The sequence below is a fragment of the Streptomyces sp. NBC_00425 genome (genome assembly GCF_036030735.1).
Lineage (GTDB): Bacteria > Actinomycetota > Actinomycetes > Streptomycetales > Streptomycetaceae > Streptomyces.
The window spans coordinates 5,430,374-5,444,694 of record NZ_CP107928.1; the positions used below are offsets into that span (position 1 = coordinate 5,430,374).

A 14,321-nucleotide genomic window follows, 5' to 3' on the forward strand; every position below is an offset into this window, starting at 1 on the left:
TTCCGGTCCGCGGAACGATTGCCAAGGGCGGGAGGCGGTGTGCGACCCTGTCGGGCATGAACGCGCAGCCCGCCCGAGCCGCGGCGACCCCCGCCGACCAGTACGTCCTCACCCTGTCGTGCCCCGACAAGCAGGGCATCGTGCACGCCGTGTCGAGCTACCTCTTCATGACCGGCTGCAACATCGAGGACAGCCAGCAGTTCGGCGACCACGACACGGGTCTGTTCTTCCTGCGCGTCCACTTCTCGGCCGAGTCCCCGGTGACGGTGGACAAGCTGCGGGCCAGCTTCGCCGCGATCGGCGACTCGTTCCACATGGACTGGCAGATCAACCGGGCCGACGAGAAGATGCGCATCGTCCTCATGGTCAGCAGGTTCGGGCACTGTCTGAACGACCTGCTGTTCCGCGCCAGCATCGGTGCGCTGCCGGTGGAGATCGCGGCCGTGGTGTCCAACCACACCGACTTCGCCGAGCTGGTGGGCTCGTACAACATTCCCTTCCACCACATTCCGGTGACGAAGGAGAACAAGCAGCAGGCCGAGACGCAGCTGCTGGAGCTGGTGCGGGAACGGGACGTCGAACTGGTCGTCCTGGCGCGCTACATGCAGGTCCTCTCCGACGACCTGTGCAAGCAGCTCAGCGGCCGGATCATCAACATCCACCACTCGTTCCTGCCGAGCTTCAAGGGCGCGAAGCCGTACCACCAGGCGCACGCGCGGGGCGTGAAGCTGATCGGGGCGACGGCGCACTACGTGACCGCCGATCTCGACGAGGGGCCGATCATCGAGCAGGAGGTCGAGCGGGTCGGACACGGCGTCACGCCGGACCAGCTGGTCGCGATCGGACGGGACGTCGAGTGCCAGGCGCTGGCGCGAGCCGTCAAGTGGCACGCGGAGCGCCGGATCCTGCTCAACGGGCGGCGGACGGTCGTCTTCCCCTGACAGCCCCTCCCCGCCCGCACCCCCCGCACCCCGGATAAGGCGGGCAGTGGCGGGACCCGCCCAGCCCGCACTACATTCGGCTGAGGCTCGCCGCCGCGAACAGCACGTCCCTGATCGCGTCCCGGTCGCCGACCTGCCCCGCCGCCGCCTCCTCCGGGGACACGTGGCCGGCGGCCAGGCGGCAGAACTCCACGTCGTCCATGGCCACATGGGCCACCTCGTCGTCGGCGGGGCCCGCCGCGCCGCGGGAATCCCCGGGCCCGGCCGCGACCGGCCGCGCGGGAGAGTCCAGCGGGATCAGCCACTGGCCGCCGCCCGAGCCCTCGATCTCCAGGCGCAGGCTGCGGCCGGGCCGGCCGGCGGTCACCAGGTGCCGGGTGCGTGCGGGCGAGGCCAGTCCGGCGCGACGACGGGCGGCGAGCGTCTCCGGCAGCATCCGCGCGGCCAGGTCGATCATGCCGTGGAGATGGCGCGGCGCGGGCGGGGCGTAGGGGTAGTCGACCGCTTCCGCGATGTCCTCGGCGTGCACCCAGCACTCGAAGGCCCGGTCCAGCATCGCGTCCCGCAGGGGGAGTTCGAAGCCGCCGTACGACACCGGCAGCCCGCCGGGGCTTCCCCCGGCGAAGGACACCGTGCGCACCAGGGCGTGGGTCTGCTCGCGCCACGGGCCGCGCACCGAGCGGGTGGGCGGGAAGTGCGCGCCCGCCCAGAAGGCCTCGGTGCGCTGGGCGGGCGTCCGCGTCCGCCTCTTCGACCCACCCGCCGCGTCCTGCTGCTCCGCCCCGTCGCCCGCGCCCGGGGCCAGGGGGTCGTCCAGGCCCAGGGCGACGGCGATCAGTCCGTCCACCGCCAGCAGATGGGCGATGACCCCGGCGACGGTGGTCCGGCGGCTCGCGGCGCTCTCGTCGCGGAACCAGCGCAGCCGCACGGGCGCGTGCCATTCGGCGTCCCCGAAGTCCTGGAGCAGGGCGTCCAGTCGCGCGGTCTCGGCGTCGTACGACGCCGCCCAGTCGGGCACCGGGATACGCGGCGGACGCCGCTCCAGGCAGCCGTCGAGGACGCGGGTGCGCAGGGCGGGGTCGAGGTCGAGGGACTCCGAGCGGTGGAGCAGTCCGACGGCCTCGCGCAGTCGCCGTGCCTCGTCCGCGCAGGCACCGCAGTCGCCGAGATGCATCTCGACGGCGTCCGTCTCCTCGGCCGAGCAGGCCGCAAGCGCCCAGGCGCCCAGCAGCGACTTGAGGATCGGATGCTCGAGCCTGACCGGTTCCGGTCCGGCCGGCTCCTCCAGGGCGGGCAGCGGCAGCCCGCCGTCCTCCACGGAGACACGGGGGAGGGGGATGCGGAGGGCGGGCGGGGGCGCGTCCTCGGCGCGCGCGTTCGCGGCCGCCTCGCCCGCGCTGCCCGCGTCCGGTGTGCTCCCCACGTCCTGCGTGCTCCCCGCGCCCGTGCCCGTCTTCTCCGTGCCTGCCGTGTCTGCCGCGCCTGCCGCGTCTTCGGCTTCCCTGTCCCTGTCCCTGTTGCCGTCCCTGGCCTTGCCCCTGCCCCTGTCCCTGCCCCTGTCCTTCTCGTCCTCGCCGCCGTGCGGCTCGAAGTCGTCCACGTCGCTCACGCCGCACCTCCGTACCCGGGGGGCGCGCCGGGGGCCGCGATGTCGTGGGCGGTGGAGAGCAGCTGCAGGCCGAGGCGGAGCCGGCGACGGGCCTCGTCCTCGGTGACGCCGAGGTCGGCCGCGGTCTGGCGGTAGTCGCGGCGCTGGAAGTACGCCAGCTCCAGGGCGGCGCGCAGCGGGGCCGGCATGGCCTGGACGATGTAGTCGGCGCGGGCGGCGACGGATGCGTGCCGCACTCTGCGCTCGAGTTCCTCGGTCGCCTCCGCGCAGCCGTGGCCGGTCTCGGCCAGCGCGGCGGTCTCGGTGGCGCGCAGTCGCTGCACGGCGAGCCGGTGGGTCACTGCGGCGACCCAGGTGCGCAGCGGGCCCTGGCCGGGGTCGTAGTCGTCCGGGTGTTCCCAGACGTGGGCGAAGACCTCGCGGGTGACGCCGTCCGCCGCGCGTTCGTCTTCGAGCACGCGGTGGGCGAGACCGTGCACGAGTGAAGCGAACCTGTCGTAGAGCTCGCCGAGGGCGGCCGCCTCACCGCGCGCGAGCCGCTGCTGCATCTTGCGGTCCCAGCGGGGCGGTGCGTCCCTCTTCGCCATGCGTCCCCCTCACCCGTGTGCGTCCCGTACCTGCGTGCTCGTGCCCGATGCTCGTGTTCAGCGTGCGTCCACCGTCACCTCGAATGTAGTCGGCACGCAGGACGACGCACGCCCCTTTGTTTCAATGTGCGCCCCCTGTCCGCGGAAGGGTGGTATGGGCCCGCACCTACCCGACAGACATGGATCGAACCGGACTGCATATGACAGAAACAAGCCTCTTTCTCTTGGTTTCTGTTTTTGCTTCGGAGTTTCGGGGCACGGCCGCTGGGCAGCCGCGCTGCAAGGAAGCGAAGGGACCGCTTCCGTTCACTGCGAGCTACGGCTGGCAACAGCGAGCGAAAGGCGTGGTGGTGGCCTTCAATGTGACCAGCGGCGAGCAGGGTGGATGGGCCGTGCTGCAGGTGTCGGGCGAGCTGGACCTGGTGACGTCGCCGGTGCTGCGGCAGCGGGTGCACGACGAGGTGGCCGAGGGCCGGCACCGTCTCGTCCTCGACCTCTCCGAGGTGTACTTCTGCGATTCCAGCGGTGTCGGCGTGCTCATCGCCGCCCGCCGCCTCATCCGCTCCTGCCGGGGACGGCTGCGGCTGATCCTGCCCGCGCGCGGTGCGGCGGAGGGCTCCCACGTGAACCGGGTGCTGGGCGCGCTCGGCGTGCGCCGTCTCTTCGACGTCTACGCCGATCTCGCGGACGCCGTGGACGACGGGACGGAACCGCTGTCGGCGTGAAGCCGTCGTTTCGCCACACACTCGTCCCGAATCGTCCCCGGTCCGGGCACAGGTGCCCCCTTCCCGCTGCCCGGACGCCGTCCGCGTCGTACGCTCCCTGCCGGAAGCACTCTTCGCTGCGCCTTCCACCGCATCTCCCACAGCACCTCCGCGACGACGTAAGGCGGCCCGAGAAGACATGGTCAACAGCGAGTACGAACGCAGGATCGCCGCCCGGTTCGCCACCTTCGACCAGGACGGCAACGGCTACATCGACCGCGCGGACTTCGCCGCGGCGGCCAAGGCGGTCCTCGCCGAGTTCGGCGTCGCCGCCCGTTCCGACAAGGGGCAGGCCGTCTACGGGGGAGCCGAGGCGTTCTGGCAGGGCATGGCCGGCATCGCCGACCGCGACGGCGACCAGCGCATCACCCGTGAGGAGTTCGTGACCGGCGCGGTCAAGCGCCTGCGCGACAATCCGGACCGGTTCGCCGAGATCGCCCGACCCTTCCTGCACGCGGCCCTCGACGTGGCCGACGCCGACGGCGACGGCCGGGCGACGGTCGAGGACACCGTCCGGGTGCTCCGCGCCCTCGGCGCGCCCGAGGAGGTCGCCCGGGGAGCCGCCGCGGTGCTGGACGCCGACGCCGACGGCAAGGTCGGCGAGGCGGAGATCGTCCCGGCGTTCGCCCGCTACTTCACCGTGCCCGAGTAGCGTTCGCGCAGCTTGTACTTGAGGACCTTGCGGAGCGTGTCGTTGCGCGGCAGGGCGTCCACCAGCTCCAGCTGCTCGGGCAGCTTGTGCGTGGAGAGGCCCGCCGCGCGCAGATACGACGTGACCGCCTCCAGGGTCAGCGCCCGCGCCCCGGGCGGCTGTTCGACGACCGCGCACACCCGCTCCCCGCGTTCGGCGTCGGGCAGGCCGATCACGGCGACGTCCCCGACACCGGGGTGGGCGGCCAGCAGGTCCTCGATCTCCTTGGCGGAGACGTTCTCCCCCTTGCGGATGATGACGTCCTTCAGCCGTCCGGTGAGCACCAGGTGCCCGCTGCCGGTCAGCCGCCCCAGGTCGCCGGTGCGCAGGAAGCCGTCCGCGTCGAACGCCTCGGCGCTCTGGCCCGGATCCAGATAGCCCCGGCACACGGCCTCGCCGCGCAGCCGCACCTCCCCGTCCCCGGCGACGCGTATCTCCATGCCCTCCGGCGGCCGTCCCTCCGTCGTCGCGAGGTTCTCCGCCGTGTCGTCCGGCGCGCCCATGGTGATCATCGGCACCTCGGTCATGCCGTAGCCGTGGGTGAGCTGCACGCCCATCTCGCGCACCACGGCGTGGTACACCTCCGGAGGCTTGGGCGCGCCGCCGCCCGCGAGCAGTCGCAGCGTGGGGATCACGGGGACGCCCGGCTGCTTGCGCTGCTCGGCGAGGAACATCGAGTAGAACGCCGTCGACCCGCCCGCCACCGTCACGCCGTGCCGCCGGTACTCCTCCAGTGCGTCCGGCAGCGCGAAGTGCTCGAACATCACCGCAGGGAAGCCGTACAGCAGGAGCATGACGGTGTAGTCGGGGCCGGCGATGTGGGCGTACGGGAAGGCCATGGAGCCGACGTCGTCCGCCGTGAGGCGCAGCGCGTGGGCGAGACAGGAGCCGCCCGCGATCAGCGAACGGTCGGTGTGCAGGACGCCCTTGGGGTCGGACGTGGTGCCCGAGGTCCAGTAGATCCAGCGGACCGAGCCGCCGTCGGCGGGCGGGGCGGGGAGCACCGCGGGATCGCCCTCGGGCAGGTCGTCGTAGGCCTCGAAGACGCCCTTCGCGCCGAGCCGCCGGGCCATCTCGGTGTGGTCGAAGCCGCGCCAGACGCCCGGCGTCGCGAAGAACTCCGCCTTCGACTCGCGCAGCGCGAAGCCGACCTCGCGGTCGCGGTAGAAGGGGATGACGGGGGTCTGCACGGCCCCGAGGCGGGCCAGGGCGAACGACAGCACGGCCGTCTCGAGGCGGGTCGGCAGCTGCCAGGCGACGACGGTGCCGGGGCGCACGCCCATGTCGTGGAGCCCGGCCGCCGTTCGTTCGGCGCGCTCGCGCAGCTCGCCGAAGGTCAGGGAGCGGTCGCCCTGCAGGAGGACCCGGCGGCCGGGGGTGAGGTCGGCGCGGCGGGCGAGCAGCTCCCAGAGGGTGCGGGAGGCGCTCAGCTGGTGGGCGGTGTCGGTGTCGTTCACGTCGGCCCCCTGGCGTAGCTGACGGACAGTCAGATCTGGGCAGAGCGTAGGCCCGGTCGCCTTGTCGGTCCAGGGGGTGCGGGCTAGCCTGCAGGGGAGAGCAGATCTGACGACCCATCAGATAATGCGTCGGGCCGTCCATCGGACAACCGGCGTTCCGCCAGGCGGAGGGGAAGCCATGAGCACCGAACTGCCGCGCATCGTCAGCGTGGACGACCATGTCATCGAGCCCGCGCACCTCTTCGCGACCTGGCTGCCGAAGAAGTACCGGGACCGGGGACCGCAGCCCCTCACCGCCGGGATCGGCGAGCTCGCCTACGTCGCCGGGAAGTACCAGATCACGATGGACCCGGACGGGCCGCCCACCGACTGGTGGATCTACGAGGACCTGAAGTTCCCGTACAAGCGCAACATCGCCGCCGTCGGCTTCGACCGCGACGAGATGACCCTCGAGGGCATCACCCGCGAGGAGATGCGGCGCGGCTGCTGGGACCCGAAGGCCCGGCTGGCGGACATGGACCTCAACCACGTCGAGGCCTCGCTGTGCTTCCCGTCCTTCCCGCGCTTCTGCGGGCAGACCTTCGCCGAGGCGCACGACAAGGAGGTCGCGCTGGCCTGCGTGCGCGCCTACAACGACTGGATGGTCGAGGAGTGGTGCGGCGGCAGCGGCGGCCGGCTGATCCCGCTGTGCCTGATCCCCCTGTGGGACGTCGGCCTGGCGGTCGCCGAGATCCGGCGCAACGCGGCCCGCGGGGTGCGCGCGGTGACCTTCTCCGAGATCCCGAGCCACCTCGGCCTGCCGTCGATCCACTCGGGCTACTGGGACCCGTTCTTCGCGGTGTGCGAGGAGACGGGCACGGTCGTCAACATGCACATCGGCTCGTCCTCGCAGATGCCGGCCGCCTCACCCGACGCGCCCCCGGCCGTCCAGGCGTCCCTGTCGTTCAACAACGCGATGGCCTCGATGATGGACTACCTCTTCAGCGGCGTCCTGGTGCGGTTCCCGCGCCTCAAGCTGGCCTACTCCGAGGGGCAGATGGGGTGGATCCCGTACGCCCTGGAGCGCGCCGACGACGTCTGGGAGGAGCACCGCGCGTGGGGCGGCGTCCGCGACCTCGTCCCCGAGCCGCCGTCGACCTACTACTACCGGCAGATCTTCTGCTGCTTCTTCCGCGACAAGCACGGCGTCGCGTCCCTGGACGCGGTGGGCCGCGACAACGCGACCTTCGAGACCGACTACCCGCACGTCGACTCCACCTTCCCGCACACCAAGGAGATCGCCCTCGACCACGTCAAGGGCCTCGACGACGAGACGGTCTACAAGCTGATGCGCGGCAACGCGATCCGCATGCTGGACCTGGACCTCGACAAGTAGCCGGGACGGGACCCGGGACCCGGGCAGCGATCAGGACCAGGCAGGGGGATCAGGACATGGACCTCTCGGACAGCCCCGAGGACGCGGAGTTCCGGGCCCGGCTGCGCGAGTGGCTGGGCAAGGTGCTCCCCACGCTCCCGCCGAAGCCGTCGCCGGACGACTGGCCGGGCCGCCGCGCCTACGACCTCGGCTGGCAACGGGCGCTGCACGACGCCGGATACGCCGACGTGCACTGGCAGGCCTCGCCGGGCGTGCGCCTGATCTTCCTGGAGGAGACCGAGAAGGCGGGCGCGCCCTACGTGGGCGCGGGCTTCGTCGGGCTGCTGCACGCCGGCCCGACGATCGCCGCCGAAGGAACGCCCGAGCAGCGGGCCCGCTGGCTGCCGCCCATCCTGCGCGGCGAGGAGGTGTGGTGCCAGGGCTTCAGCGAGCCCGACGCGGGGTCCGACCTCGCGGCGCTGCGCACGCGCGCGTGGCGCGACGGCGACGCCTATGTGGTGAGCGGGTCCAAGATCTGGACCTCGCACGCGGAAGTCGCCGACTGGTGCGAGCTGTTGGTCCGCACCGATCCGGACGCGCCGAAGCACCGGGGCATCAGCTGGCTGGCCATGCCCATGGACGCGCCGGGCGTCACGGTCCGGCCGCTGCGCACCCTCGCCGGGTCCGCCGAGTTCGCCGAGGTGTTCCTCGACGAGGTGCGGGTGCCGGTCGGCAACCGGGTGGGGGCCGAGAACGACGGCTGGCGCGTGACCATGGTGACGCTGTCCTTCGAACGCGGCACCGCCTTCGTCGGCGAGGTCGTCGCCTGCCGGCGCGTGCTGGGCGAACTCGCGCGCCGGGCACGGCGCACCGGACGCTGGGACGACCCCGTCCTGCGGCGCCGGCTGGGGTCCCTCAACGCCGAGTTCCGGGCACTGTGGCGGCTGACGCAGTGGAACGTGAGCGCGGCGGAGGCCGCGCACGGCGGGGTGCCCGGCGTCGGCGGGTCGGTCTTCAAACTGCGGTACTCGCAGGCGCGCCAGGAGCTGTACGACGCCGCCGCCGAGGTCCTCGGCGACGCGGCCCTCGACGCCGACCGGCCGTGGACGGCCGACCGGCTCTCGTCGCTGTCGTACACCATCGCGGCCGGCACGTCGCAGATCCAGCGCGACATCGTGGCCGAGCGGATTCTGGGTCTGCCGAAGGGGAGGTGAACGGTCCGTCATGCGATTTCGACTGACGGAGGACCAGCGGGCGCTCCGCGGCGGGGTGCGGGAGCTGCTGGCGCGCCGGTTCGACCGGGCGGCGCTGCGGGCGGCCGTGGACCGGCCGGGGGTGCTGGACCGGGCCCTGTGGCGGGAGCTGGGCGAGGCCGGATTCTTCGCGCTGCGGCTGCCCGAGGCGGACGGCGGGGTCGGACTCGGGCTGCCCGAGTCGGTGCTGGTCTTCGAGGAGGCGGGCCGGGTGCTGCTGCCGGGCCCGCTGGTGGCCACGCACCTGGCGGCCGGGCACGTGCCGGGCGCGGCCGAGGGCGAGACCGTCGTGGCGGCCGCCGACGGCGGCGGGCTGGTGGAATGGCTGGCACAGGCGGACGTCGTGCGCGGGGACGCCGACGGGGCCGTGCCGCTGCGGTCGGTGGACCCGCTGACGCCGCTGCACGCGGTCCCCGCGCGCGGGACGGCCGATCCCGCCGCCGTCCTCCTCACCGCGGCGGAGCAGCTCGGCACCGCCACACGCGCGTGCGAACTGGCCGTGCAACACGCCCGGGCGCGTGAGCAGTTCGGTCGGCCGATCGGGGCCTTCCAGGCGGTCAAACATCTCTGCGCGGAACTGCTCGTGCGGGTCGAGACGGCCCGTGCGGCGGTCTACGCGGCCGCCGTCACCGCCGACCCGGCCGATATCGCGGCGGCCCGGCTGCTGGCCGACGAGGCCGCCGTCCGCGGTGCGCGCGACTGTCTCCAGGTGCACGGCGGCATGGGGTTCACCTGGGAGGCGGACGTCCACCTGCTGCTGAAACGGGCCTGGGTGCGCACGCGACGTGCGGGCGGTGTCACGGAGAGTGAGGAGTTGCTCGCGGCCGATCTGCTGGCCGAGGCGGACCGCTAGCCGTCCTCGCCTGCGCGGACGGCCGACGTGGCGGACGGAAGGCCGCCCTGGTGTCGCGGATCGTGGCATACCGGAATCACGGAGCGTTGATATCGGGTTGTGTCCGATGCGTGACCCGTCACGGCCCGGAGTCGGCGGGCCGCTCCGGTACCTTCTGTGGGATGCGAGTGGTTCCGAGCATGAGCCATGCCGGCGGTGCCCCTGGGGCGATGCCGGATCCGGCGGTGCGCGCCGCCGCTCGCTGGGCGGACGGGCCTACGGCCCCCGCCTGTTCGACTCCCCGTAACGAGCGTCGCACAGTATGCCGCACGGGTACTCCTTCGCGCTGGAATATGCCCGAAGCGCTTGTTGAGGTGACTGTACGTCAACCAAGCTGTCTCGTAAGGGATTCACGTTCCGTCACCCTGCCTCTGACCGTTGTTCTGGTCATGCAGAAAATGGCTACGATCGTGGCCCCCGTCGTCATGGTGCACACGCGGCTAGCGTGGCTGGCGTGGCGTACGGCCATGTGTCCGCCGGTTCGGATGGTGTGAGCGGTGCAGGTGCTTCAAGTGCAGCTGGAGATCCGGCCCGACCCCGCTGAGGTGGGGCGCGCCCGGAGGTGGGCCCGTTCGCGCCTCGTCGGGTCCGGGATAGGGGACGAGGAGCCGCTCGCCGAGACGTTGATCCTGCTCGTCTCCGAGCTGGTCACCAACGCCGTGGTGCACACCGGCTGTCCGGCCGTGCTGCGGCTCTCCCTGCCGGGCGGGGCGGCCGACCCGTCCATCGTCCGGCTGGAGGTGGCCGACTCCAGCGACCGGGCCCCGGTGCCCCGCTGTGCGGGTGACGAGGCGACCGGTGGGCGCGGCCTGGCCCTCGTCGACGGCCTCGCGGATCGCTGGGGGTGGAGCGTCGAGGGCGCCGGCAAGCGCATCTGGTGCGAACTCGACCGCTGTGCGGCCCCGGCCGAGGTGGCGGTGGACCGCGGCGGCGCGGCCGAATGCATGGGTGTGGCCGACCGCGCGGGAGGCGTCCGCAAGGAGCCCCGGCCCGCGTACGGCGGGCGGGCCTACGAAGCGGTCTGACGGACCGACGGCGGCGCACGGCTCACGGCGTACGGCGCACGGGTGCGGATGTCCCGGCAGCGGTGGGGCGCGGGCGCAGAAAGCGCTGTCGGTCAGGGCCGGTCCTGGATCGGTGCGCCCGTCCGTGCTTCCGTGCGCGCCCGTCATGAACAGGGCGTAAGTAATAAATCCCCTTCCGGGTGTTGACGTCCGTTGTCCGTTTGATCACGCTTGTGGTCAGCGATTCGCCGCGAGGGGACGGCGAGGGCCTCGGTGGCGGAGGTCCTTGCCGGGCGCGGATCGTGATTCGGCGTCGGCTCCCTCGGGGGGCGAGGGGAGTCGACGGGGGTCCTCCGCCCGGGCGCAGCCGAGGGCGGGGAGACACGCCGAAGTCGGATGGCGGTGCGCGGTGCCGTGCTCGGGGCGGGCAGCCGCGCGCCGTCGGCCGACGCGTGTCCGTGTCCGCCGGACCTCAGAGAACCGCCACCGGGGCCACCGGCGTCCCCGTCCCGCCGACGAACGGCTCGGGCATCGCCGACAGCAGGAACGCGTAGCGGCCCGCTTCTCCACAGGCTGTGGACAACTCTTCGAGATTCCAGTTCTGGCCCTGCAGCATCCCCATCTCGACCAGGTCGAGCGCGTGCACGGGCAGCCACAGGTCGTCGATCTCCGGCGGGAAGACCTCGAACGTGAGGGTGTCGTTGGCGACGGCCGCCACGTCGCGCGCGTGGAACCACTCCGGCGTGCGCACCGACAGCCCCGGCGACGGGAACCCGTACCCCTGCCGGTCGCCCGCCAGATAGACCTGGACCTGCCCGGTCCGCACCAGCACGATGTCGCCGGCGCGCACGCGGGTGCCGGCCAGCTCCTCGGCGGCCTCCAGGTCCTCCGGCGTCACCGCGTGTCCGCCCGCCAGCCGGTCGACGCCACGCGCGCGTGCCACGTCCAGCAGCACCCCGCGCGAGACGACGTGCCGCGCCTTGTCGATGCCGCCGAACTCGGCTCCGCCGTGCGCGGTGACACTGGCCGCCGGACGGCCGTTGTAGAGCTTGCCCGAGTGCGACACGTGGGTCAGCGCGTCCCAGTGGGTGCCCGCCTGCAGGCCCATCGTCACGGCGTCGTCGCTGCACGCCACCGTCCCCGGGCCGAAGATCTCCTGGTTGATCTGCACCATCGTGTGCAGCGGGTTGATCCGTCCCGGGATCAGACCGGTCTGCACCCCGTCCTCCCGCAGCGGGAGGGCGAGCGGGACGCGACGCCCGGAGCGGATCTCGGCCGCCGCCGCGCGGACGACGTCGTCGGTGACGAGGTTCAGCGTGCCGATCTCGTCGCCCGCCCCCCAGCGCCCCCAGTTGTTGACGCGCTTCGCGATGTCGTGGAACGCGGCCGGCAGTGTCATTCCGTGCCTCCTTGGGGCTTGTCCCCGACTGTCCGACAGGTCAATCTGGTCCTCGCGGCTAAAATCTAACGGACCGTCAGAAACTGCGGGAGGGGGCTGGGCATGGGGAACTTCCTGGCCGGCAGGACCATCGCCGTCACGGGTGCGGGACGAGGCATCGGGCGGGCGGTGGCGCTCGCCGCCGCCGCGGAGGGCGCGCGGGTCGTCGTCAACGACTACGGCGTGGCCGTGGACGGGGCCGCGCCCACGAGCGAGGTCGCCGAGGCCGTCGTCAAGGAGATCGAGGCGGCCGGCGGGGAGGCCGTCGCCGTCGCCGACGACATCTCCACGATGGCCGGCGGCCGACGGCTGGTCGACGTCGCGGTGGAGTCGTACGGGCGGCTCGACGGGGTCGTGTGCGTGGCCGGCATCCTCCGCGAGCGGATGCTGTTCAACATGTCCGAGGAGGAGTGGGACCCGGTCGTCGCCACCCATCTGAAGGGCACCTTCACCGTGTTCCGCGCCGCCTCGGCGGTGATGCGCGAACAGCGCGGCGGCACGCTGATCGGCTTCACCAGCGGAAACCATCAGGGGTCCGTGTCGCAGGCCAACTACAGCGCGGCCAAGGGCGGGATCATCTCGCTCGTGCGCAGCGCCGCGCTCGGCCTGCACAAGTACGGGGTGACCGCCAACGCGGTGGCCCCGGTGGCGCGTACGCGCATGTCGGCCGGCGTGCCGACGGAACTCTCGGAGATCGGCGAACCGGAGGACGTGGCCGCGTTCGTGGTCTACCTGCTGTCGGACCGCGCGCGCGAGGCCGGGATCACCGGCCAGGTGTACACCGTCGCCGGGCCGAAGATCGCGGTGTGGGCACAGCCGAGGGAACTCCGTTCGGTCTACGCGGAGGGGGGTTCCTGGACGCCGGAACGGATCGCTGAGTCCCTGCCGGCGTCGGTGGGGGTCGATCCGATGCCGATGCTGGCGCGGCTCGAGGAGATGGCGCGCGCCGCCCGGGAGGGGAACCGGCCCAACGCCCGGTAGCGCGGGGATGCGCGGGGGTGCGCGTGGATCGGCGGATGCGGATGCGGATGCGGATGCCGATGTGGGCGCGTGTGCGGCGCGGATGCGTGTGAGGGTCCGTCGCGGCTGGTCGCGCTCATGCGGCGGAGCGGGATGTCGATACGGCCCGCGCCCCTGAGGTACGTGCGGTCGCCCCTTCTCGAGGAGGTCAGCGTGGATTTCGGTTTCACCTCGGCAGACGACTCTTTCCGCGTCGAAGCACGGGAATGGCTGGCCGCACACGCGCCGCGGGCCGCCGGCCGGCGGTCCTGGGAGCGGGCTCTCGGGGCGGCCGGGTGGATCGGGCTCGGCTGGCCGCAGAGCGGGTACGGCAACCGGACCGGAAGCCTCACCCAGCAGGTCGCCTGGGCCGAGGAGTACGCCCGGTCGGGAGCCCCGCCGCGCTCCGGGCACATCGGGGAGAACCTGCTCGCGCCCACCCTGCTCGCGCACGGCACGGACGAGCAGAAGGCGCGCTTCCTGCCGCCGGTCGCCGCCGGCGACGAGCTGTGGTGCCAGGGATACAGCGAGCCCGGCGCCGGCTCCGACCTCGCCGGCGTCCGCACACGGGCCGAACTCGCCCCCGACGGACGGTCGTACCGCGTCACCGGCCAGAAGATCTGGACGTCCCTCGCCCACGAGGCCGACTGGTGCTTCGTCCTCGCGCGCACCGACCCGCAGGCGCGGCGGCACCACGGCCTGACGTTCCTCCTCGTGCCCATGGACCAGCCGGGCCGGATCGAGGTACGGCCCATCCGGCAGCTGACCGGCACCAGCGACTTCAACGAGGTCTTCTTCGACGGGGCGCACGCGCGCGCGGAACACGTCGTCGGCGCGCCGGGAGACGGCTGGCGGGTCGCCATGAGCCTGCTTGGCTTCGAGCGCGGGGTGTCGACCCTCGCCCAGCAGATCGGTTTCGCACAGGAGCTGGGGCGCGTGGTGCACGCCGCCGTGGAGTCGGGAGCGGCCGGCGATCCCGTCGTGCGCGAGCGTCTGGTGCGGCTGTGGGCGGAGCTGCGGACCATGCGATGGAACGCGCTGCGGACGCTGGGGGGCACGGGCGGGCCGGGTGCGCCGAGCGTGGCCAAGCTGCTGTGGGCGGGCTGGCACCAGCGGCTGGGAGAGGTCGCCGTACAGGTGCGGGGCGCGGCCGCGAGCGTCGGGCCGGCCGACTGGACGCCCGCCGCGCCGTACGAACTCGACGACGCGCAGCACCTGTTCCTGTTCTCCCGGGCCGACACGATCTACGGCGGCTCGGACCAGATCCAGCGCACGATCATCGCCGAGCGCGTGCTCGGCCTGCCCAGGCAGCCCAAGGGATGAGGCAGAGGG

The 14,321-nt window shown here is 72.7% G+C and carries 13 protein-coding genes; 9 read left to right on the forward strand and 4 right to left on the reverse strand.

The window, feature by feature from the left end; all coding sequences use genetic code 11:
- The first annotated feature begins 56 nt into the window (after window positions 1-56).
- Window positions 57-941: a formyltetrahydrofolate deformylase gene (gene purU, locus OHS82_RS23505; protein ID WP_057579012.1), complete on the forward strand. Its 885-nt coding sequence runs from the start codon at window positions 57-59 to the stop codon at window positions 939-941.
- Between the two features lie 70 nt (window positions 942-1,011).
- Here the strand turns inward: purU and OHS82_RS23510 are convergent, their stop codons facing one another.
- Window positions 1,012-2,550: a maleylpyruvate isomerase N-terminal domain-containing protein gene (locus tag OHS82_RS23510; RefSeq protein WP_328434414.1), complete on the reverse strand. Its 1,539-nt coding sequence runs from the start codon at window positions 2,548-2,550 to the stop codon at window positions 1,012-1,014.
- The gene (locus OHS82_RS23515; RefSeq protein WP_057579010.1) at window positions 2,547-3,137 is read right to left on the reverse strand and encodes an RNA polymerase sigma factor; all 591 of its coding nucleotides are present in this window, start codon (window positions 3,135-3,137) and stop codon (window positions 2,547-2,549) included. The genes OHS82_RS23510 and OHS82_RS23515 overlap by 4 nt, the downstream gene beginning before the upstream one ends.
- Before the next feature lie 344 nt (window positions 3,138-3,481).
- Between OHS82_RS23515 and OHS82_RS23520 the strand changes: the two genes are divergently transcribed.
- A complete protein-coding gene (locus OHS82_RS23520) occupies window positions 3,482-3,862 on the forward strand; it encodes an STAS domain-containing protein (RefSeq protein WP_057579007.1) in 381 nt (126 codons plus the stop codon).
- Between the two features lie 178 nt (window positions 3,863-4,040).
- Window positions 4,041-4,553, forward strand: a complete 513-nt coding sequence (locus tag OHS82_RS23525) for an EF-hand domain-containing protein (protein ID WP_057579005.1) — start codon at window positions 4,041-4,043, stop codon at window positions 4,551-4,553.
- Here OHS82_RS23525 and OHS82_RS23530 read toward each other — a convergent pair.
- Window positions 4,532-6,049 carry a class I adenylate-forming enzyme family protein gene (locus OHS82_RS23530; protein WP_057579004.1) on the reverse strand — a complete coding sequence of 506 codons (1,518 nt, stop codon included), beginning with the start codon at window positions 6,047-6,049 and terminating at the stop codon, window positions 4,532-4,534. The genes OHS82_RS23525 and OHS82_RS23530 overlap by 22 nt on opposite strands.
- Window positions 6,050-6,227: 178 nt before the next feature.
- Between OHS82_RS23530 and OHS82_RS23535 the strand changes: the two genes are divergently transcribed.
- The 4 genes from OHS82_RS23535 to OHS82_RS23550 all read left to right on the forward strand — a co-directional run bounded on the left by OHS82_RS23535 (window position 6,228) and on the right by OHS82_RS23550 (window position 10,573).
- Entirely contained in the window at window positions 6,228-7,424 is a 1,197-nt protein-coding gene (locus OHS82_RS23535; RefSeq protein WP_057579002.1) for an amidohydrolase family protein, read from the forward strand.
- Window positions 7,425-7,480: 56 nt separating this feature from the next.
- Window positions 7,481-8,617: an acyl-CoA dehydrogenase family protein gene (locus OHS82_RS23540; RefSeq protein ID WP_057579000.1), complete on the forward strand. Its 1,137-nt coding sequence runs from the start codon at window positions 7,481-7,483 to the stop codon at window positions 8,615-8,617.
- A 10-nt stretch (window positions 8,618-8,627) separates the two neighbouring features.
- A complete protein-coding gene (locus OHS82_RS23545; protein ID WP_328434415.1) occupies window positions 8,628-9,509 on the forward strand; it encodes an acyl-CoA dehydrogenase family protein in 882 nt (293 codons plus the stop codon).
- 551 nt (window positions 9,510-10,060) lie between these two features.
- Entirely contained in the window at window positions 10,061-10,573 is a 513-nt protein-coding gene (locus OHS82_RS23550; protein WP_328436097.1) for an ATP-binding protein, read from the forward strand.
- A 451-nt stretch (window positions 10,574-11,024) separates the two neighbouring features.
- On the opposite strand, the gene OHS82_RS23555 is transcribed toward OHS82_RS23550, so the two are convergent.
- Window positions 11,025-11,951 carry a cyclase family protein gene (locus OHS82_RS23555; protein WP_057578994.1) on the reverse strand — a complete coding sequence of 309 codons (927 nt, stop codon included), beginning with the start codon at window positions 11,949-11,951 and terminating at the stop codon, window positions 11,025-11,027.
- A 102-nt stretch (window positions 11,952-12,053) separates the two neighbouring features.
- Between OHS82_RS23555 and OHS82_RS23560 the strand changes: the two genes are divergently transcribed.
- Both OHS82_RS23560 and OHS82_RS23565 read left to right on the forward strand, forming a co-directional pair.
- Window positions 12,054-12,971, forward strand: coding sequence for an SDR family oxidoreductase (locus tag OHS82_RS23560; protein WP_057578992.1), 918 nt, complete (start codon window positions 12,054-12,056; stop codon window positions 12,969-12,971).
- A 192-nt stretch (window positions 12,972-13,163) separates the two neighbouring features.
- On the forward strand, window positions 13,164-14,312 hold the full coding sequence (locus tag OHS82_RS23565; protein ID WP_057579391.1) for an acyl-CoA dehydrogenase family protein: 1,149 nt from the start codon (window positions 13,164-13,166) through the stop codon (window positions 14,310-14,312).
- Window positions 14,313-14,321: the final 9 nt, after the last annotated feature.